The following is a 20,249-nucleotide window of genomic DNA, read 5'->3' as shown; positions in this document are numbered from 1 at the left end:
CGTCAAGCTCCACGGCTGGCGTCACGCAGCATATATTACCTAGCGGAAACGGTTGGCTCGACGGTGCTGGCCAGTTGCGCCTCGATCACGTCTCCCGGCAGAACCTCGGCATCTTCGTCGACGGTGAGGGTCTGCCAGGCATTGCCGACCTTGCGGACGATCGTGACCTTGACACCCGCGTCTCCCTCGGGAAGTGGCGCCGAATGGCCGCCGCCCAATGGATGCAGCTTCTCGCTGGCTGCGCGAAGCTTGATGCCGAGATCCACCAGACGCACGTTGGAATCGGTCAAGTCCCGCAGAAGCGCGATCCGCCTCTGGGTGGCGGTCCGCTCCAGCTGACGCGCATAGTCGCCTTGCTGGTAGCGCGCCCGCATGAGTTCGACGGTCGTTTCAAGCCTACGGCTCGAGGACAGCAGGAGCGCGCGTCGGACATCGGCCATCCGTGTGTTGGTCAGGTTGCCGGACTCATAGAGCTTCTTCACCCGATCGAGGTCCTCCTCGTCGGCCTTCACCGCGTCTTCTTCATCATGTTCCCGCTTCAGCAGAACCTCAATCTGGTTGCCGGCCCCTTTCAGCGACTGCTCAAGATAGGCGCGCTCTCGCTCGATATCGTCGCGGGCGACCTTCATGGAATCGATCTCGTTCTGGGCAATGGCCGCCACCGCATCCGGAGGAAGTGGAGACCCCGCCGGGGGAGCGGGGTCGAAACTCGGCTTGTCCTCCAACTCGGCCTGGGTGCGCTGGTTGCGAAAGCGCTCGCGGATGTAGTCCATCCAGAGCGAGCCATAGACGCCCTGCAGGTCGATCGGATCCTGGACCGACTGGTTGATCCGCGCCCGCATCACGCTGTATCCGCCGGCAACCGCGACGGCTTGTCGGACCGTCATCAACGGGCGATAGGCCTGCTGGCCGGGCGTCAGCACGTCGCCTTTGATGTAGATCGGGCGATAATCTACGATCGCCGTGGTCACATCGCTGGACTTGAGGAGGATGGCCTGCTCGCGCCCGTCCGGCATCCGGATTCGAAAGATCGTCGCCGGCAAGGTCCGTTCAAGCCTCGCCTGCAGTTCGGCCAACGTCAGCCCGGCCACCGGCATCATGCCGATCTGCGGCAGTGCGATGGTGCCATCGAGCTGGACCACGGCCTGATGCGCTCCGTCGGGAATGGTGGCGATGTTGATCTGCACGGTGTCGCCGGGCGAAATCCGGTACTCCGCCGCGGTTTGCGCCGCCCTGGCAAGCGCCACCGTCGCCGTGATGGCGACTACGGCTAGCGCGATCTGTCGGACGAGGGTCATTTTCCGATGTCTCCCGCGGGACTAGCGCCCAGCTTCGTCGGCCAGTCGAGCCGCGATACGAATTCCAGGACCGGGCCACCGGGATTGTCCCAATTGCTTGACCAGATGATCTGCGACGCGTCCGGAGAGGGCGAGGCATGCGTCTCGCTCCAGTAGTCGAACGGTACGTTATGGGTCTGGACGATGCGGCGCACTTCGCCGCTGCCATCGAGCCGCAGCGCGACCACCTCGCGCGAAAACGGCGCCCAACCGGGATGCCGGGACACTTCGGCGGGATCGCCGGCATAGCTGACGATTGCCCAGCCAGGCCGCCGGATGGCCCGCAACGTCACATGCTGCGCCTCGCCGTAACGCATCAGCGGCGTGACGACCCCGTCGGACAGGCGGCGCTTGATGATCTGGTATTTGTCGGGATCGGACTTGCTGATGCCGACATAGACCTCGCTGCCATCGCTATCGACCGTCATGTCGCCGTGACCGGGCCGATGGTGCTCGCTCCAGCGCTGCTTCAGCGTCCCGTCGATCGCAAAGACGTAAGCCTGATCGATGCCGTCCGCCGTCTCCTGAAGGCATAGGATGTTCAGGCCGAGCGGCGAGATGGCGCAGGCGTTGTTGGTGCCCGGCAGCTGCGACAGTTCGATGTCGGGGAACTTCTTCCGTGTCGCGAGATCGAAGGCAAAGACGACCTGGCCGCCGCCATCGCGCATCGCCCTTACGGCGACGCGGTGGCCGTCGCGGCTCGGATTGCCCTTGTAGGGGCCGAACTGGAACTCGTGGTGGTCCGTCGAAACGAACAGGATCTCCTCCCGATTGGTCCGGGGCGCCCAGGTGAAGATCGACTGGCCGCCGACACAGATCATCCGTTCGCTATCTTCCGGGTGCCATTCACATTCGGTAGACCGGGTGCGCCGGAACAGCGGTTTGTAGGTCTGACCGTCGAAGAAGCACATGCCGTCGCAGCCATTGCTGAGGACGAGCAGGCTCTGATCCGCGTTCCATGCCTGGGCGCTCGAATAGCGGTGGCTGCAATAGGCCTCCCGGCAAACGATACCGGCGCCAAGCATTCCTGGTTTGGTGATGCGCGTGAACTCGGTTCCGAACGCCGGGTCCCATGTCACCTCCAGATAGCCGGGAAGCTCTGTCCCTGCGGGCGCGATGGTCGCGGGCGTGGTGGCTGTTGCGCCGATTCCGATCAGCGGCGCGGCGATCAGCACGGCGGCGGCGCTCAAAAGCGTCGCCGCGATCCGGGCGCTCGCCCTCACGTTATGTAGCCTTTTTCCCGGCGCACCCGGCCTTGGTCGAGGCGGTCGCGCCACCAGTTGATCGTCTTTCCGACCCCGTCGCGCAGGGTGGTTCGCGCCCGCCAGCCGGTTTCGCTTTCAAAGCGCGAGGAATCAGCCAGCAACGCACGAACCTCGGAGTTCTCCGGGCGCAAGCGGCTCTCATCGCGCTGAACGGCTTTCCGACAGGAGCTGATCTCGACGACCAGGGAGAGCAGGTCCGAGATCGTCACCGCGCGCTGGCTTCCTGCATTGTAGGCATGGCCAAACTCTATGCCGTCCGCGCTGCCGGCGGCGAGAAACGCCGCTGCGGTGTCCTCGACGAACGTCATGTCGCGGACTGGGCTCGTATCGCCGACCATGATGGCGGGGCATTCGCGATCGAGAGCCTGCCGGATGATCGTCGGGAGAATGGCGCGTTCGCTTTGCCGCGGGCCGAACGTATTGAAGGGCCGCAGGATGGCGACGGGGACGCCGTAGCAACGCGCGTAGGATTCCGCCATCATGTCGGCGCCTATCTTGGAGGCCGAGTAAGGGGATTGCGCCTGAAGCGGATGGGTTTCCCGGATCGGCATCGTGATTGCGGTGCCGTAGACCTCGCTCGTCGACGTATGGACAACCCGCTCGGTTTCCCATTGGCGCGCCGCCTCCAGGACGTTGAGCGTGCCCAGGACGTTGGTTTCGACATAGGATTGCGCGGCCGAATAGGAATAGGGGATCGCGATCAGCGCCGCCAAATGGAAGACCACCGCCTGGTTGCGCAGGATTCGGTTCATGAACGCGCTGTCGCGAACGTCACCCCGGACCAGCCGCAGTGCGCTGCGGATCGAATCCGGCAAATCATCCAGCCAGCCATGGCTGTCGAATGAGTTGTAAAGCGCCAGCGCCGTTACCTCGGCCCCCTCGCGGACAAGCGCCTCGGTGACGTGCGAGCCGATGAACCCATCCGCACCGGTAACCAGGACCTTCTTTCCCCGATACTTCGACATATTGCGCTCCATGGCGGCGATATCGTTCAGATTCTGTCCGCTGGTTTCGAGCGTCATGGATGACGGCCTCGATCCCCCAGGTTTGGTGCGGCTGGCACCCGGCCGAAGATCGCCATCGCCCCCCGCGCCATCCAGGCGACGTCGGAGGCAATCGTGCGATGCGGAAAATAGGCGAGGTCGAGCTTGGCCTTGGCCGGGAACAGCGTTCGGCGGTAGAAGCGCGTCGGTTCCTCTGTCGACGGATAGAGCTGGGCTTCGTGGCGGAAGAGGACCTGGCTTGGACCGAGCAGCCCGGGCTTGTAGCGAAGAACCGCTTCGTAGCCACCGCGAAAGCAATCCGCGAATGCCAGGCTTTCGGGTCGTGGTCCGACGATCGCCATGTCGCCGCTGAGCACGTTCCAGAGTTGCGGCAACTCATCGAGCTTGGTGACGGCCAGGATCCGCCCGATCGGCGTCATGCGGCTGTCGCCCTCAATGGTCAGGGGAAGGCCGGGCGTGTCGCAGTCGGGGTGGAATTTGCGGAACTTGTACATCTGGAATGGTCGGCCACCGGTGCCGACGCGGGTCTGCGCAAACAGGATTGGCTGGCCGCCTTCGAGATAGAGCGCCAGCGCGATCAGCCCGAACAAAGGCGCCAGGAAGATTGCGGCCGAGCCGGCAATGCCGAGGTCGAGGGCACGTCGCGCCCAGCCATGGGCGGCATCCGAAACCTCCGGCAGATCCAAGGCAGCATGCTGGATACTCATGCGGCTGACCCCAGATGCGTTTCGGTTCCGAGCGATGCGGCCAGGGCTGCCACTACGGCCTCCACCGTCGTCGCCGTGATTTCGGGGTGCAGGGGTATGGTGAGCTCGCGTTGGGCGAATGCCTCCGTCTGCGGAAGATGGATTCCGGGAAAGCGTTGCCTGTAGAGCGTCATCATGTGCACCGGCGGATAGTGGATCGTCGTCTGTATCCCATGCGTGCGCAGCCGGTCGATGACGTCTTGCCGCTGTACCGTTTCGGGAAGGATGATCGGCATGATGTGATAGGCGGAAGGGCGCGGGGCACTGAACGGGACGGCCACGGCCGGGCAGTGCTGCAGGATCAGGCGCCTGTACAGGACCACCAGGATGCGTCGGATCTCGTTCCATTCCAGAAGCCCCTGCAACTGCACGAGACCGATGGCTGCCCGCATCTCGTCCAGGCGATAGTTGAAGCCGAGCATCGTAACGTCATAGGTCGGGGTACGACTGTTCAGCCTCTGATGGGTGCCGCTGGACATGCCGTGACCGCGCGCCAGGCGAATTCTGTCGCGCAGGGCAGGGTCGCGGGCAATGACGGCGCCGCCCTCCGCCGTCGTCATGTTCTTGTTTCCATAGAAGCTGAATGCAGCTGCGACGCCATACGTGCCGACTTCCTTCAGACCCGGCGCATGCGCGGCATCCTCGATCAGCAGGAGCCCGCGCCGGGCGGCAAAGGCCTGCCAGGCATCGCGGTCGGCCAGATAGCCGGCGAAGTGAACGAGAATGATCGCCTTGGTGCGGGGCGTGCACCGGGCTTCCGCCTCGGCGAGCGACATCAAGGGTACGTCGGCTGACTCGATGTCCACGAAGACCGGGGTCGCGTTGACGTAGAGAACCGCGTTGGCGGTCGCCACGAAGGTCAGGGCGGGAACCAGCACCTCGTCACCGGGGCCGATGTCGAGAGCGTGCAGGATCAGGTGGAGCGCCGCCGTGCAGGAGCCGACGGCCACGCAGTCGTCGGAGCCATGTAGGTTGGCAAAGGCCTGTTCAAAGGCCTGCACCCGGTCTCCCATTGTCAACCATCCGCTGTCGATGACCTCGGACAGCGCAGCCTTCTCCGGCATTCCCACAATTGGAGCACTTACCATGAGCATTGTCGTGTCCTTCACCGTTGCGGTTGGCGATGGGGCTGCAGAGCGTTCTGTCGCGATCAGGCTGCCGTGGCGGATGCCTCGATCGAAGCAGAGTTTTCATCCCAGGCGATGGCTTGCGCGCTCTGGAAGTCGTCAATGCGGCCGATGTCGAGCCATAGGCCGGTGTGCTTGTAGACATGCACCTTGCTTCCATTCTGAAGCATCTGCAGCATCAGGTCGTCGAAGCCGAATGGCACGCCGGACGGGACGAACTGCAGGACGTCCGGGTTCATGCAGTAGAGCCCCATGCTGACAAGGTGCGACAGCGTCGGTTTTTCCCGGAAGAGCTGGACGGCGTCTTCTTCCTCGTCGATGACGCCGAAATCCATCTTGATGGTTCGGTAAGTTGTCGCGATGGTCACCGGGCCCTGATGCTTGCGATGAGCCGCGATAAAGCGGCTCAGGCTCAGATCTGTCAGGACATCGCCATTGAGAACCAGAAAAGGTTCGTTCAGCTCGTCCCGGATCAACGAGAGCGGCCCAATGGTACCGAGCGGCTCCATCTCCTGCGTATAATGGATGTTCAGGTTCCACTGCTCGCCATTGCCACAGAAACTGCGGATCAAATGGCCGAGATATCCGGTCGTGATGTAGATATCCTGGATTCCGTTGCGTCGCAGCCACTTCAGAAGCAGTTCAAGGACGGGCCGCGCGCCGATAGGCATGAGCGGCTTAGGCAAAACCGAAGTGAAGGGACGCAACCGTGTGCCCATGCCACCGCATTGAATGACCGCTTTCATGAGTTCCTCCTCCGTCCGGCCGTCCGGCCCGCTATCCTTGGGATGCGTAGTTCTTGATATTGTTTGGAGCCCGGCGCCTGTGGGTCACTAAAGAGCAGGCGATTTGCTCTGGGCGGCTCCGGCACTTCTTCCGGATCCAACACACCCGATGGTATGTTCATGCCCGGGAGCTGTCTTCGTGCGTTTGAATGGTAGTGATTTGTTAACTGTGCTGTACACTCGGCCGCGAAACTGATGTCGGTTTCCTCCTTCGACGCCCCGGCCGGGAGACGGCTGTTGACGGACTGGAGCGCAGAATAGGCGACGGGCGGAGATGAATGACCGTCGGCCGGCCGTACGCATCTTGAGGGTATCGAGCGATCTGTCGCTACAAGACGCTTGATGCGAGGGCTCTTCGAGCCAGCAAAGGGCATACAGCATGTGTCGAATTGTAGTCGCCGATGATCATGGTCTCTATCGACGTGGTCTGCGGAGCGCGCTGGCAACAGTCATCCCAAACGCGGAAATCTTCGAGGCCCAGAATTTTGATGCCGCTGTCTTCCTTCTGGAAGAAAAGGCGCCCGTTGACCTGGCCATACTGGACCTTCACATGCCGGGCTTGTTGGCGCCGGAGGCGCTCGTCGATTTGTTGCCGATCTATCCGGACACCCGTTTCGCCATCATCTCCGGATCAGAGGCTAAATCCGACATTCTCGCGACGCTTTCCGCCGGGCTGCACGGTTTTATCGCCAAGTCCCAGTCGGATGAGGAAGTCGCTCACGCTGTCCAGGAGATCCTCGCAGGCCGCATCTACGTGCCCTCCCTGCTGTCCCAGGCCTCGGAGCGGCACAGAATACAGCCTGCCAAGATATCCGATCGACTGCGGAATGGTCGATCGATTGGAATGAGCAGCTTGGAAGGCCTGACACAGCGGCAGCGCAGCGTGCTGAAGTTGATTGCGGAAGGGTATTCGAACAAGGAAATCGCGCGCGATCTGCAAATCGCTGAGGCGACGACCAAGATCCACGTTGCTGCCGTTATGCGCCACCTTGGCGCGCGCAATCGTACGGAAGCGGCCGTCCTGCTCAAGACGCTGCTTACAAAAAGGATGAACTAGAGCTTTCGTCATTGCGCGACAGGCACAGGGAGTAGCGCATGCCATCGTCCGACATCTCCACGCTGGGAGAGTGGCCGATGAGCGGCGCTCCGCAGGTGCCGAGAATGCTGGAGCCGAACCCAAGATGGGCTGACTTCGCCATCGTACGGCGTCCTTGCTCGCTCCACATGAACAGGATGTCACCATCGGAATTCGCGGGCACGGACCATTCGACGCTGACGTGGCCACCGGGGGTGCCTAGGGCGCCGTGCTTCAGGGAGTTTGTCGCAAGTTCATGAACGACGAGGGCGAAACTCTCGGCTGTACCTTCGGACATCGGGATCGACGGCCCATGGATCGTGATGTTGTGCTCCTGGCGATAGGGCTTCAGAGTCAGGGTCACGATGTCTTGGAGCAGGCCGGTTCTTGTGGGATGTTGTGTCAGAAGCTGATGTGCCGCTTGGAGTGCACGGATCCTCTCGATCAGCGCTCGCCGGTAGTCAGCGACGTCGCCGTCCGGCGTGTCTATCAGATTGGCCAGTGCTGTGATCGTGGGAAACAGGTTGCTGAGGCGATGACGGAGTTCGAGTACGGAACTTTCGCGCTTCAGGTCGCTCGCTCGCCGTAGCGTTCCATTTCGGCGCTCGGCAGGTGGTGCATAGCGCCTGTCCGTGCTGCCTTGGATTGCGGCATCTAGCACTTCGCCATCATCAGCGATGATCGAGAGACCAGTTTCTGGGTGCTCCAAGGATTGACGATGTGGGTTTGGGCTGGGCTCGGCTGTGATTGGTATCGCCGGGGCGGGCGAAGACGCCGACGTCGCTCTATCCCGTTGTTGCCTAGTCTCGCGCCGGTACTGGAATCCGACCAGCATGGCGACGATCCCGCCCCCCAATATCAGCAGTTCAAGAAGGGGGGTCGTTCCAGCGACTAAAAGCTCTGAATGGTAACAGGATACCACCCACGCCAGAAAGCCGGCATTCAGAAGTGTCGCAGCCCAGGTTAGGAAATTGCCTTGAAGGAGCACCGCGGCACAAAATAGGCCTACCAGACCGAACTCAAGTGCCGCCTCTCCGTCAGAGAGCGGGACCAATTTCGAAGCAATAGTGCAACAATGGCAAAAAATGCTAAGGCACTCTTTGCTATTCTGGTTTCCAAACTGGCGATTTTTGCCCCCCGTAGATCGGGTTGTTTAAAAAATAATACAACTTTTGAACTAGTTGGTCGATCGCAAGATCTAGTCCTCGCGTATGATTGTGGAGGTACGACTTTGGCGAGATGTTTGGCGCGGGCTGGAGGTTATATTCGCATTGCAGGCACGCGATTCACGAATTGGTGATCTCGTCGTGATGCACGCTGTGAGACCTCCTGTGGGTACAGGGTGATTAGGGACCACCCTGGGTTCTTCTTCTTGGCAATGAACCATTCAAGATCGCGATTTTTTATTTAGCGATTTTGAATTTACAAGCAGGGCTCCGCGATGTTTTTAGAAAAAAATAGTGGAAATCGAGACTCTAGATGTTCCGGTAGAAATGTAATCGTCGGAAGTGTCAGTTTGACGCGCGCGATCCTTTCAACGCACGTTGGCGCCTGCCGGGACAAGGGAGAAGTGACCGCGATTGGAAGAAATGCAGAGTCCGCGTTGGCGATCCTCGATCGCATCGGCTTCGGCTATATCGTCTTTGACGCCCAGCGCAAAGTCATCGGTTGGAATGTCCTCGCGCAGGCTACGCTGGAGCGCAGGGGTGAAAAGGCCGATACGCCAGTCGAGATTTCGGGTGCCTTCCGGCGGTTGATCTCGAACCTATCGGTTCAACTCCTGCCCAATTCGGTTTCCTGGGTTGTCATGCCGAGTCGATACGGCAAGCCGGTGATTCTGAGCGAACCGCACAGCGTATCGGAGGAGGCGAGTATCGTCGTCTTGATCGATCGCGACGCGCGACCACACCCGAATCCCCAGACGCTGCAGCGAATGTTCAGCCTGACAAGCGCGGAGACACAACTGGCGCTGTGTATCGCGCGGGGAGACTCTCCCCTCGACATCGCGCGGAGTCGTCAGCTCAGTCGCACGACGATCCGCTCCCAACTAGCCTCACTGTTTGCCAAGACCGAGACGAAACGTCAGGCAGAGCTGGTTTCGCTACTCGATAGAATGGCCGTGCTTCCCTGATTAGACGGCTCATCGCGTCGGGTGACAGTTTTCTGGACATGATCCAAGGCCGGGGCTGACAATCTTCTTGTTGCCCGGCATGGGCCCATTCCCTGTTCGCTTTTGATCCCGACTTAAAAACGAGTATTCGTGATGAAACAGGTCTTTGTCGAAGCTATAGGCACGCAAGTATCAAGTGTCGGCTTTGGCTGCGCTTCGCTTGGTTCTCGTGTGGGAACCCGCGAGGGGCTCCAAGCGCTGGAGCGCGCCTACGAAGCCGGCGTAACCTGGTATGACGTGGCGCCTTCGTATGGCGACGGCGCGGCTGAATCAATCTGGGGCGAGTTTGCATGCAGGAGGCGCGACCGCGTTTGCGTCTGCACTAAAGTTGGCATGCGCCCGCCGACGACATCCACTGCCATGCGGCTGCTGAAGCCGTTGTTCCGGATCGGTATTGCAGCGTTTCCAGTACTCAAGCAGTACTCTTCAAGAGTGCGGTCCACGCCATTCAAGGTACCACTGTCCGCGGAGGTGATGAGATCCGGCGTCGAGGAGAGCCTGAGACGTCTTCGTACAGATTATGTCGATGTTCTTGCACTACATCGACCGACTGTCGAAGAACTTGCTCACGAGGATATCATCCGGGCCGCGGAGCGCCTGGTTCAAGATGGGAAGGCTCGCGCCATCTCGGTCGCAGGAAATCTTGAGGCCGGCATCCGATCTCTCGGTGAAACGTTACCCTATGGTTTGGTGCAGATTGCGAATACACCAATTGAGCGAAACCTTGGGAAGTTGAAGGAGCGAGCCGACTCCCGCAGGACGTTTATAACTCATGGGACATTTTCATGCCTTGATTGGGTAATTGCGAAAATAAATACGAACGAAAAAGTACGGGCCGCTCTTCTTGATTTCGGTTTTCGCGGCGATCCCCCCGAAATTGCTACAGAATTTCTGGCCGATTACGCTTTCTCGACGAATTCCAATGGGGTAACGCTAGTTTCGATGCTCCGGAAGTCCCATCTCGATTTTAACCTGCGGCGATTGAAGAGCTACCCAACACCCGAGCGGCTGACTTCTATTGTCGCCGCGCTCGATGCGGCGACGACAGACTGATCGACCGGCAACGTCGCGGAATTCCTCGACAAGAATCTCCCACAATGCTGAGAGCTGGATCGAAAAAAATCCGGCGGACAATCGCGCCATCCGGCTCCGCTCTGCATCATATGAGCGATGGGCAAGATCACGCGCCAGTCGTCTAGCCGACGAGCGCCCCTACGCTCGCCCGGCAGCAGGGGCCCATTCCTCGTTGCCAGACACTGAACCTGCTTTGCCATCTTCAGGGCCCCATCCAGAAACCTCGAGGCCAACCCACCTTGCTAGACCTTTTTGAGTGCAGCCCTAGTCCATTCCTGCGCGTCGCGCTGAAGCGCGAGCGCCGCGAAGACGAGGCCCGGGAGGATGTTCAATCGCCTGTATATGTAAAGCGCCATGGCCGAATGCCAAACCACCAGGGCCAAGGTGATGCCGAGCGCAGCACCAATGGGGCCATACAGGACGACGCCTATCGCGCCGCCCAGGATATTGGTCAAAGCGCCCGCAATCATGGTGGTTGCCGCGGCCCATTCGTGGCCGGTCATGGTCAGGAGATTCTGCTGCGGTCCCATGAGTGACGCAAAGACATAACCCAGGATGAGGATCCGGGTGATCGGCGCCGCCGCGACAAAATCGTCGCCGAAAAACTGCAGGAGCGGTTCGACGATGACCAGGAGGGGAACCGCGAGGCCGATCGCGCTGGCAAAACAGAGGACGGAGGCTCGCGAAAACAGGTGTCGCAATCCGTCCAGGTCGCTGCGGGCATGCAGATCTGCCGCCGTCGGCGAGAACATCGTACTGATGGCAATCCGCGACAGCCCTACGAGCATTGCAACATTGAGCCCGATGGCAAAGATGCCGGCGTTGCGGACGTCTCCGGTCCACCCGAGGAGCATGACGCCCGTCCGGCTGATGAAGACATCCAGTCCGGCGAGTAGCATGATCGGAGGTGCCGCCGCCCACCACTGGCGCGCCGCGTAGCTCGCCGGCTGACGGCGTAGGGTCGGCGGGCACAAGCGGATGGCGGTGGAGAAGGCGAGCCCTGCTGTTACGGCGGAACTCGTCACGGCGGCCATCATGACGAGGGAGGCATCCAGCGTCCATGAGCCGGCCAATGCCGCCAGGCCTACGAGGGTCAGAAGCAGCCCATCTCGCACGATGCGCTCCGGCAGCAGGGCGGAGATGACGCCGCCAAAGGCGCGCACCAGGGTCGCCCCGATGGCGTAGGCGGTGATGAGCGGCACGCCGGCCATGCCGAGCAAGAGGCTGGTCTCCAACTCGCGATCGACATGATGCGAGAAGATCAGGACCAGAAGCGCGCCGACCAGTCCGGCCACGCTCGCGACGATCAGCGATCGCCACAGCGCGAAGATGATCACGCCGCGGGCCAGGTCCATCCGCCCGACGGCGCTATAGGCCGGCACGAAGCGCAGCAACGACACATTGAATCCGAGCGTCGACAGGTAGCCGAGCACCGTCGTCCAGGCCATGGTATAGGCGTAGATGCCATAGCTGGTGGTGCCGACGAGACGTGCGATCAGCAATTGCGCAAGGCTGGTCAGGCCTGCCCCGCCAATATAGACGAGCAGGGCGAAAATGCTCGCATGGGCCAGAGTCCGGCCATTCCTTCGGGCATTCTTGTCGCCGCCTTGCGCCGCACCGGCGAGCGGCTCTGCGCGGGCTGTAAGGCTAGACTTGGGCTGTCGGCTCCGATTTCCTTGCACGCGGCTGTTCATTTGCGTTGTCCTGTCATTTTAAACTTCTGCCCGGATCTCATCTGACACCTGCATTCGCACGGTAGCGTGCATATCTCCGGCGCCGCGCAGACGATCCGTGATGATGCTTTCGACAAAGGCGATGCAGGATTTCATAGATGCTTGGTCTGTCGGCTGTATCGACAGTATATTTCGATCCGTTCCAGATAGAATTCTGTTTACGTCGTCGAAAATGAGGAAAGAATTCAGATTTGTTGAGATTTTGGCCTCAAAGAGACGCTCTGCCTTTGGCTCGTGCCGCATCCTCTCCCGCAGACGGGTTTCGACGACGTCACGTGGCGCCAGGAGGCGGATGGCGAAATCGGCCTCGGGCGCGAGATCGAGGGCCTTCGAGAGCAGCGCGTCGTTGGCGGCGCCGTTGAAGATTGCCAGAGTACCGATAGCCTGCACGAAACCCTGATCGAAGATGACGATGTCTTCGGACTTCTGGGCGGCGTCCCAATATCTCGAGAGGTTTACGATGTATTGCCAGAGCCGTATTCGCCAGATTATCCTAGATGGCGGCATGGTCTTAACCAAGCATCCAGAGATGCTTATCTCCTTTTGTGCGATTGGTGATTTGGCGATCGTGTAAGTGGTGTGCATAAAGGCAGCCCAGATCCGGTAGGCGAAATACAAAATGCCGTACCGATCAAAGCGATTGCTCTGCTTGTTCGGTTGATAACTTAGCATGACGTTCGCTTTGTATCCGCTCTCGCGCAAATGACTGGCGAGCGCATGAGCGAAAGTGGTTTTGCCGGATCCTGGGGGGCCGAAGAGCTCTATGATCATGGCAAGTCAAATCCGATTTGTTGGCGCTCTCGAACGCCTTGGGCGGACGAGCGGACGACTGGCTTGTCGGTCATCGCGGACCGGCGAGCAGAAGATCGCCGCTATCTCCGAAGCGGTAGCCGGCGTGCTGTTTCAGATTTACCTGGGTCAGGACGCTGACGACGGGTTGGGGCCGATCGTCGAACGGAGCGTTGCTGTTGAGGCCGTCTAAGACGGCACGCGCCAAATTCCGCTGCGTCGCGCCCCAGCGAACGACAAAGAGGATGGCGTCGGCCCAAGCTGTCACGAGCCTCGCTTCGGGGCCCTCCAGCCCGGTGGGGCCATCGATGATCACGACCGTGTAGGCCTGGCGAAGCGGACCGATCAGCTTCGAGGCGTCTGCGGATACCATGAGCGGGAGCAGATCACAGGAGATGTCCGGGGCCGGCATGTAGTCGACACCGATATCCGGCATCTTTTCTACGGCGTCTGACAGCGCGCAGGCGCCGATCAGGAAGTCCGTAAAGGTGGCGCTGGTGGGCGTGCACGTGAACGCGCTGCGGAACTCGCGCGTCAGTCCGCTGCCCTTTTGATCGAGATCGAGAAAGAGCACATGTTCGCCGAGCCGTGCGGCGGTGAGGGCGATGCTCCAAGCTAGCGTCGTCTTGCCTTCCCGCCGGTCGCTCGATGCAATCATCAAGATATTGGGAAGGCGCAGTCCCTCGTCCGGGGACGCCATCGAAATCAACAGCGATCGCAGCGCCCGCGTATAGACCGACTTCGGCTCCGTCAGCAGTATGTGGCTCAACCGACGCGCCTGTGGCCGCGCCGTCCTCGGCAGAAGCCCGGCGCTGGGGATGCCCAGCGCCGCCTCGGTTTCGGCCTCGCCGCGCAGCGTGCGATCGGAGTTCCGGCGCAGGATCGCAATCACGGCGCCCAGCGTGCCGAACACGACCATCCCCGGCGGAATGAGGAAGGCGGAGGACAAGGTCGTCGGTTTGGTCGGCCGCCGGGCTTCGGACCAGACCGCGATCCCTGGGGCGGGAGACTCGATCTGCTGGATCAGCTCCTGTTGGTGGGTCAGCAGGTCGTTGTAGCGCCGCGATGCGACGTCGACCTGCAGCTCGAGGGCGCGTAGGCCGGACAGCTGACCCGCCGCATCGTCCGCAGCCGCTTTGAGCGCATTGTGGCGTTGCTCGAGCAAGGCCAGTTGTGCCCGATCGGTGCTCGCCTTCTCGTTCAGCTGGGCGATGGCCTGCTCGAGGGGATCCGCGCGGTTCGGATCGGAGCCAGCGTCGCCTGCCGCCACACCATCGGGACGGGTGCCGACTGCCTGGCCTGCGGCGGGACCCATGAGGGATTGCGACCCGATCGCGGCTGCCAGCTCCGCAGTCGACGCCCCTGGGTTGCGCAGCGTCTGGAGGCTGTGCAACGTCTGGATTTGATCGATCCGCTTGGTGGTTTCGGCAAGGTCGGCACGAATGAGGGAAATCTGCCGGCCGAGCTGGGTGATTTCCTGGCCGCTGGTGTCGGTATTGGCGGGATCGCGCGAGCCATGGGTCAGGCGGTAGGCTTCGAGCTGGTCGGCGGCGCTCGCCAGTTGGCTCTGGGCCACCGGCAGGCTATTCTTGACCGAAGCGAGGGCCTGTTCCTTCGAGGCAAGGCTGCGCCGTGCCAGGTCCTCGACATAGACGCGGGCCACCGTGTTCGCGACCCGGGCCGCATAGTCGGGATCGGGGCCGGTGAAGCCGATCGTGATGATCCGCGAACGGAGCTCCTGGCCAACCCGCAGGCTGGTCTTCAAGCGGGCACGCGCCGAGGCGTCGGCTGCCTCCTGGGGTGGAGCGGAAGCGGCGCTTCCAGACAGGATCCCGTGCAGGAAATGGCTGGCGGAGGCGCGCGCCGCTCGCAAGGTTTCGAGCTGATTGCCGACGAAGGACGACGATTTCGGTGGGCTTGGGTCGGCAGTTGCTGGAGTCCGGTCCGCGTCGGCCCCGCGAAGCGCTTCGAGCACATGCCGCAGATGCGCGTCGGAGATCAGCATCGTCAGATGACTGTCGATCGTCGGGTCCAGAGCATCCTGCGGGGCGGGTCCGGAGGCGGACTGCGCTCTGCCACTTGCCGGATCGACGACGATCTGCGTGCTGGCGGTGTAGAGGGGCGGGCGGGCCAGAGCGGAAAGTCCAGCGAGGGCGCCGCCAAGAAGCGCGAAACCGAGGATGAACCACTTCCGTCGCAGCAGCGTGACGGCGACCTGCGTGGCCGGCGAAGGCACCGGCGCGTGGGACCTGTCGAGTGACGGCAGCCGTAGACGCCGGCCGGTGTCCCGCGCGGTCGTCAGCGTCTGGGGAGCCCGCCGCCGATAGATATTGCTGACAATGGAGCCTTCCATTTCATACCCCTGCCAACGCGAATTCCCGAGATGAAGGGGCCCGGGTCGCGGACGATTGTTCGCGACGCCAGGCCTGGAACATCAGAACCGACCACAGGTCGCGCGAATGATCCCGACTACCGGTTAGATGTTCGCGCCAGCAGGTGTCGATGAGGTCTAGATCGAGGAAGTCGTCCTGATCCCGCCGCAGATCCGCCAGAAGGTCGGAGGACCATTCGTGCAGGGGACCCTTGAGCCAGTCTCCGACCGGCACGTCGAAGCCGTGTTTCGGCCGATCGACCAGCTGCGGCGGCAGATAGCGTCCGAGTAGCTGGCGAAGGATCCACTTTCCCTTGCCGTTGCGCACCTTGGCGCGGGTCGGAAGCTGCCAGGCGAACTCGATGACGCGATGATCGAGGATAGGACACCGTGTCTCCAGACTGTTCGCCATGCTGGCGCGATCGAGCTTCACCAGGATGTCGCCGGGGAGGTAGCCGGTCGTATCGTCGAGGAGGAGGCGCGACACGAGATCATCGAGCAATGGTCCTGCCTCTGCCAGCGACGGCGCATAATGCGTGAGGTTCTTTTCTGAGGCGCCGATCAGCCGGCGATACATCTCGGGTTCGTCGCCGGCGGCAAGCAGGCGGGCCAGGCGATCGAACTGGTCCGGGCGCATGGCGCGGCGCATGCGCCCGGGGATCGGCAATCGGGTGAAGAGATCCTGGCGGGTGCCGCGAGCGAGCAGGGCGAACAGTCCGGACGAAGTACGGCGTAGCGGCGCTCCCCATCCATGCCAGCGAGCCAGCCGGGCGCCGAGAAAATGGCGCGAGTAGCCGGCGAAGCTCTCGTCGCCGCCATCGCCGGTGAGGGCGACGGTCACTTGCTCGCGGGCGAGCCGCGAGACCAGCAGGGTCGGGATCTGCGATTCATCCGCAAACGGCTCATCCCAAATGCGCGGCAATTCGGGGATGACCTCGCGAGCGGCGTTTGGCGTCAAGCGAAGCTCGGTGTGATCGGTGCCGAGGTGTCGTGCGACGTCCGATGCCTGGGACGACTCGTCATAGCCCGCGTCGCCGAAGGCAATCGTGAAGGTTCGCACCGGCTTGGGGGACTGGGCCTGCATCAGCGCGACGACGGTTGCGCTATCGATACCGCCCGACAGGAACGCCCCGAGAGGGACGTCTGCGACCATCCGCTCGCGAACGGCGCGCCGCAGAAGGCCGTCGAGGCGGGTAGTGAGTTCCTCGTCCGTACCGTCGAGTAGGTGTTGACGCGACTGAACCGCCACGCTGGTCAGCGACCACCATGAACGAACCCGCGACCGCAGCGCCGCGACATCGCGGGCCGCGCCGAATTCGGCTGCGGTCAGGGACAGCAGCGAGCCGGGCGGCAGCTTGAAGGCTCCCTGCCAGATGCATTGATGATCCGGTATCCACCCCCTGGCCAGCATGGCCGAGGCGGCGCCGAAATCCAGTTCGTGGTGGAAGTCCGGAAAGACGTTCAGCGCCTTCAGCTCGGACGCGAAGATCAGGGCATCGCGCGTCGGGGCGATGTAGAGCGGCTTCTTGCCGACGCGATCGCGGGCGAGATGAAGCGTCCTGGCCTGGCGATCCCATAGTGCGAATGCGAACATGCCAACAAAGCGCGGGAGCGCCGGTTCGAGGCCCCAGCGCTCGATCGCCGCCAGCATCACCTCTGTGTCGCTGCCGCCTAGGAACGCTTGACCTGTTCCTTCCAGCTCCCGGCGCAACTCGCCAAAATTGTACACTTCGCCATTGAAGGACATGATGAACCGCCCGCTGGCTGACTGCATCGGCTGGCGCCCGGCCTCGGATAGGTCGACAATGGCCAGGCGCCGGTGACCCAGCGCGAGACCCGCGTCGCTGTCGGTCCACAGGCCCTCACCATCCGGTCCGCGGTGATGCAGGGTTTGCGTCATCGTCGCGATCGACCTTAGCGCCCGACTATCGGCCGCGTTCGGTGCTAGGAGGATTCCGGCTATCCCGCACATCGGGCATCATCCTTTAGGGGGTGAGGCTGCATCTGTCGTCGGGGCGCCACCCGCGACGAGACAGAGGGTCAGGACGAACCACATGATCGGATGTCGAATGATCAGGTGGGGGAGGCTGAAGACGACGAGCGACACCATGAGCGCCAGCAGCGCATCGAGCCGCGCCCGCCAGACCAGGAACGCGGCGGTGCCCATGAGCCAGACGAGCGCGCCGACCGCGACGATGCCGCCCTGGGTGTAGAGATCGAGGAATGTGTTGTGCGCCTCGAATGGACGGGGCAGGTCGCCATTCCCGTGGATGTTGGGGCGCTCGAGATGCGGCCCCGGCCCCAGTCCGAGCGACGCGGATTTGAGGCCCCGCTGAAGCGCTTCGGTCCACAGTGTCAGGCGCAATTCCGCGGTTTCCGCAGTTGCCTCGCCGCCTTTGTCCTTGGTCAGGCTCTTGGCGAAGCTCTCCGCGTCGCTGAGTTTCGCCAGCCCAAAGGGAGCGAGCGCCATGGTCAGAGGAAGGGACGCCATGACCAGGACAATGGCGGCCTGTCGACCCAGACTGGCGGTTCCTCGCCTCACCGTGAGCCAGGAGCGGAGGCGCAGGCCGAGGAAGATCAGCCAGGCCAGCACCGAGGTGTACAGAAAGGTATCGCTCTTTGTCAGTCGTCCGACATAGAACGGCAGGATCATGCCGACGAAGCCAAGCACCCTGGCGACAGGCTTTCTAGTGGTCGTTGCCAGATGCAGGGCGAGCGGGCCGAACGCAGCGCAATAGAGGGCGATCTGGTTTGGATTCAACGACCAGCCGCGAAAGCGATCCCAATACCAAGGCTCGATTCCGGGCTGGTGCAGCCATCCCGATGCCAGCCCGACCTGAATGATGAAGGTCGCATTGGCGATGCCTACCACCCACCATGCACAGCAGCGCAGGCGGTGATCTGCGTCCGGCTCCGCTGCCGCCAGGCAGGTCACGCTGGCCAGCAGGAGATACGCGATGCTGTCGTGCGATATGCCCGCGAGGTCGAGGATGTCCGTGAAATAGCCGGTGAGGGTGCCCGCCCCGAGCGCTAGCGTCAGGATGACCCAGAAACAGACAAGGCGCACCGCGGCCGGCGTCACCTCCAAGGCACCGCCGGCCATGATTCGTCCCAGCGACAGTGCAATCCAGAGAAACAAGCAAAGTTCACCAGGGCCGAACGGCAGGCCGGGCAGCTCAAGCTGTGACGCGTAGGACATCACAATCCCGGTGGCGAGGAGCGCGTCGCGTGTCATTGGCGGCCTGCGCTCAGCTTAGGGGAAGCTCCAGCCTCGGCTGCGACCGGCTCCGCGGCGCGTGTCGCGTCGCCGGTTGGGTTGCCGTTCAAGACGCGGTGGTAGACATCGCGATATTGCTCGACCACGCGCGCCAGATCGTAGCGACCGCGCACGAGCGCGATGGAGCGGGCGCCCATCTGTCTCGCGGCGACCGGATCGGCGAGAAGGTCTACGATCGATGCCGCCAAAGCTTCGGGATTTCGGGGAGGAACGAGATAGCCGTTTCGCCCGTCTTCGACGACGTCGTTGCAGCCCGGCATGCGGGTGGCGACGATGGGCAGGCCGGCAAGCCCTGCTTCCAGCAGCACACGGGGAACGCCCTCACGGTATTCCGTCGGAAAGGCGAACACGTCCGCCATGGCGAGAAGCGTCGGGACGTCCCGGCGCGCGCCCAGCGCAATCACATGCGGCGCGAGATCATCAATGGCGGCTTGATCGACGGCGAAGGGGCCCTCCGAGTCGCGGGGCCCGACGAGCAGGAGGCGGAACTGTCTGCGCCGGGTCAGGACGGCAGGGACCGCCTTCAGGAGCGTTGGAATGCCCTTCTGGCGTGTCAACCGGCCGACAAAGAGAACGATTTCGGCCGATCCCAGTCCCAGCTGTTGGCGTAGCTCAGCCGGGGAGGGGCCGTTTTTTTGCGCGGCCAGGAAGGCATCGACATCGATGCCCGAGCTTCCGATCAACTGGCTCGTCTCAGGATCGACCAGGCGTTGCTGCCTGAAGAAGGCCTGATCCTCCCGGTTCTGGAACACTGTCACGGTGGTCCATCGTGACACGAGCCGTTGCAGGCCGCAGAAGACGGGTCGCAGGGCGAGGGCACGCGGCTCCGTCGACGAGAACACCCAGCCGAGGCCGTTGATGGTGCGAATGACAGGGACGGCACCGCGTGCGGCCAGCGGCGTCAGCAGATTAGGCTTGGTGTCGAAGCTCTGGACCAGGTCCGGCCGCAGCTCCTTGATCAGTCCGCGCAGCTGCCTGATTGCCGTCCAGCCCCCGCCAAAACTGCCGAAGCGATCGAAGGCATATCGCCGGTGAGGCAGTTCGTAGCGGGCGAATTCAGCGCCATCGCCGCTCGAGACCGCCGTCACCTGGAAGCCCCGTTCGCGCAGCGCGAGCAGAAACGGTATCCGCAGGGCATGGTCCTCGCCGCCAATGCAAACCAGATGCGGATGCATTCTTGCTCTCCAAGCGGATCCCGGCACGCAGGCTGGCGAGAAGGGACTGCCGTCGGTTTCGACGCCAAGAGCCGGAGGTCTCGCGTCCCCCTCTCGAAATCAGGCTAGGAGCATGCGGGATCGCTGTCCTCGTTCATTCGCATGAGGTCTACGTCGAGGCCCGCCTTCGACTACCGGCTGGCGAAGCCAGTCTCGCCGTCGGCCCTTTACTGCCCGAATAGCGGCGGATCGCAGAACGTCCCTCAGCCCGAATTGACGGATCAGGGGCGCCGTGCCCTCGGCCTGCGCTTGAACACTCGGCAGACGCCGGCGCGTCATTCG

16 protein-coding genes are annotated in these 20,249 nt (G+C 62.4%); 3 read left to right on the top strand and 13 right to left on the bottom strand.

The window, feature by feature from the left end:
* Positions 1–35 precede the first annotated feature (35 nt).
* The 6 genes from ACHMWQ_RS22685 to ACHMWQ_RS22660 are packed head-to-tail and all read right to left on the bottom strand — an operon-like array spanning position 36 to position 6,225.
* On the bottom strand, positions 36–1,298 hold the full coding sequence (locus ACHMWQ_RS22685) for a polysaccharide biosynthesis/export family protein (protein ID WP_396309217.1): 1,263 nt from the start codon (positions 1,296–1,298) through the stop codon (positions 36–38).
* Positions 1,295–2,560: a hypothetical protein gene (locus tag ACHMWQ_RS22680; RefSeq protein WP_396309216.1), complete on the bottom strand. Its 1,266-nt coding sequence runs from the start codon at positions 2,558–2,560 to the stop codon at positions 1,295–1,297. The genes ACHMWQ_RS22685 and ACHMWQ_RS22680 overlap by 4 nt, the downstream gene beginning before the upstream one ends.
* A complete protein-coding gene (locus tag ACHMWQ_RS22675; protein ID WP_396309513.1) occupies positions 2,557–3,567 on the bottom strand; it encodes an SDR family NAD(P)-dependent oxidoreductase in 1,011 nt (336 codons plus the stop codon). The genes ACHMWQ_RS22680 and ACHMWQ_RS22675 overlap by 4 nt, the downstream gene beginning before the upstream one ends.
* Positions 3,568–3,620: 53 nt before the next feature.
* Positions 3,621–4,313, bottom strand: coding sequence for a sugar transferase (locus tag ACHMWQ_RS22670; RefSeq protein WP_396309215.1), 693 nt, complete (start codon positions 4,311–4,313; stop codon positions 3,621–3,623).
* Positions 4,310–5,446, bottom strand: coding sequence for a DegT/DnrJ/EryC1/StrS family aminotransferase (locus ACHMWQ_RS22665; protein WP_396309214.1), 1,137 nt, complete (start codon positions 5,444–5,446; stop codon positions 4,310–4,312). Before ACHMWQ_RS22665 ends, ACHMWQ_RS22670 begins: the two co-directional genes overlap by 4 nt.
* A gap of 56 nt (positions 5,447–5,502) precedes the next feature.
* Entirely contained in the window at positions 5,503–6,225 is a 723-nt protein-coding gene (locus ACHMWQ_RS22660; RefSeq protein WP_396309213.1) for an NDP-sugar synthase, read from the bottom strand.
* A gap of 418 nt (positions 6,226–6,643) precedes the next feature.
* Between ACHMWQ_RS22660 and ACHMWQ_RS22655 the strand changes: the two genes are divergently transcribed.
* Positions 6,644–7,321 (top strand): LuxR C-terminal-related transcriptional regulator, encoded by a 678-nt coding sequence (locus ACHMWQ_RS22655; protein WP_396309212.1) that lies wholly within the window; start codon positions 6,644–6,646, stop codon positions 7,319–7,321.
* Here ACHMWQ_RS22655 and ACHMWQ_RS22650 read toward each other — a convergent pair.
* Positions 7,302–8,174, bottom strand: coding sequence for a sensor histidine kinase (locus tag ACHMWQ_RS22650; protein ID WP_396309211.1), 873 nt, complete (start codon positions 8,172–8,174; stop codon positions 7,302–7,304). The two genes, ACHMWQ_RS22655 and ACHMWQ_RS22650, sit on opposite strands and share 20 nt — an antisense overlap.
* A 681-nt stretch (positions 8,175–8,855) precedes the next feature.
* On the opposite strand from ACHMWQ_RS22650, the gene ACHMWQ_RS22645 reads away from it, so the two are divergent.
* Together ACHMWQ_RS22645 and ACHMWQ_RS22640 are read left to right on the top strand one after the other, a co-directional pair.
* Positions 8,856–9,470 (top strand): helix-turn-helix transcriptional regulator, encoded by a 615-nt coding sequence (locus tag ACHMWQ_RS22645; protein WP_396309210.1) that lies wholly within the window; start codon positions 8,856–8,858, stop codon positions 9,468–9,470.
* Between the two features lie 132 nt (positions 9,471–9,602).
* Positions 9,603–10,562, top strand: a complete 960-nt coding sequence (locus ACHMWQ_RS22640; RefSeq protein WP_396309209.1) for an aldo/keto reductase — start codon at positions 9,603–9,605, stop codon at positions 10,560–10,562.
* 263 nt (positions 10,563–10,825) lie between these two features.
* On the opposite strand, the gene ACHMWQ_RS22635 is transcribed toward ACHMWQ_RS22640, so the two are convergent.
* The 6 genes from ACHMWQ_RS22635 to ACHMWQ_RS22610 all read right to left on the bottom strand — a co-directional run bounded on the left by ACHMWQ_RS22635 (position 10,826) and on the right by ACHMWQ_RS22610 (position 19,928).
* Positions 10,826–12,277 carry a lipopolysaccharide biosynthesis protein gene (locus ACHMWQ_RS22635; protein WP_396309208.1) on the bottom strand — a complete coding sequence of 484 codons (1,452 nt, stop codon included), beginning with the start codon at positions 12,275–12,277 and terminating at the stop codon, positions 10,826–10,828.
* A gap of 18 nt (positions 12,278–12,295) precedes the next feature.
* Positions 12,296–13,087, bottom strand: a complete 792-nt coding sequence (locus tag ACHMWQ_RS22630; protein WP_396309207.1) for a hypothetical protein — start codon at positions 13,085–13,087, stop codon at positions 12,296–12,298.
* A gap of 70 nt (positions 13,088–13,157) precedes the next feature.
* Complete coding sequence (locus tag ACHMWQ_RS22625; protein ID WP_396309206.1) at positions 13,158–15,458, bottom strand: GumC family protein; 2,301 nt, start codon at positions 15,456–15,458, stop codon at positions 13,158–13,160.
* A 1-nt stretch (position 15,459) separates the two neighbouring features.
* Positions 15,460–17,448: an asparagine synthase (glutamine-hydrolyzing) gene (gene asnB / locus ACHMWQ_RS22620; protein WP_396309205.1), complete on the bottom strand. Its 1,989-nt coding sequence runs from the start codon at positions 17,446–17,448 to the stop codon at positions 15,460–15,462.
* Between the two features lie 6 nt (positions 17,449–17,454).
* On the bottom strand, positions 17,455–18,711 hold the full coding sequence (locus ACHMWQ_RS22615) for an O-antigen ligase family protein (RefSeq protein ID WP_396309204.1): 1,257 nt from the start codon (positions 18,709–18,711) through the stop codon (positions 17,455–17,457).
* A complete protein-coding gene (locus tag ACHMWQ_RS22610) occupies positions 18,708–19,928 on the bottom strand; it encodes a glycosyltransferase family 4 protein (protein WP_396309203.1) in 1,221 nt (406 codons plus the stop codon). Before ACHMWQ_RS22610 ends, ACHMWQ_RS22615 begins: the two co-directional genes overlap by 4 nt.
* Positions 19,929–20,249: the final 321 nt, after the last annotated feature.

The sequence above is a fragment of the Kaistia sp. UC242_56 genome, from assembly GCF_044452255.1.
Lineage (GTDB): Bacteria > Pseudomonadota > Alphaproteobacteria > Rhizobiales > Kaistiaceae > Kaistia > Kaistia defluvii_A.
The sequence above is the reverse complement of the archived record's forward strand: the minus strand, read 5'-3'. Positions and strand labels throughout refer to the sequence as shown.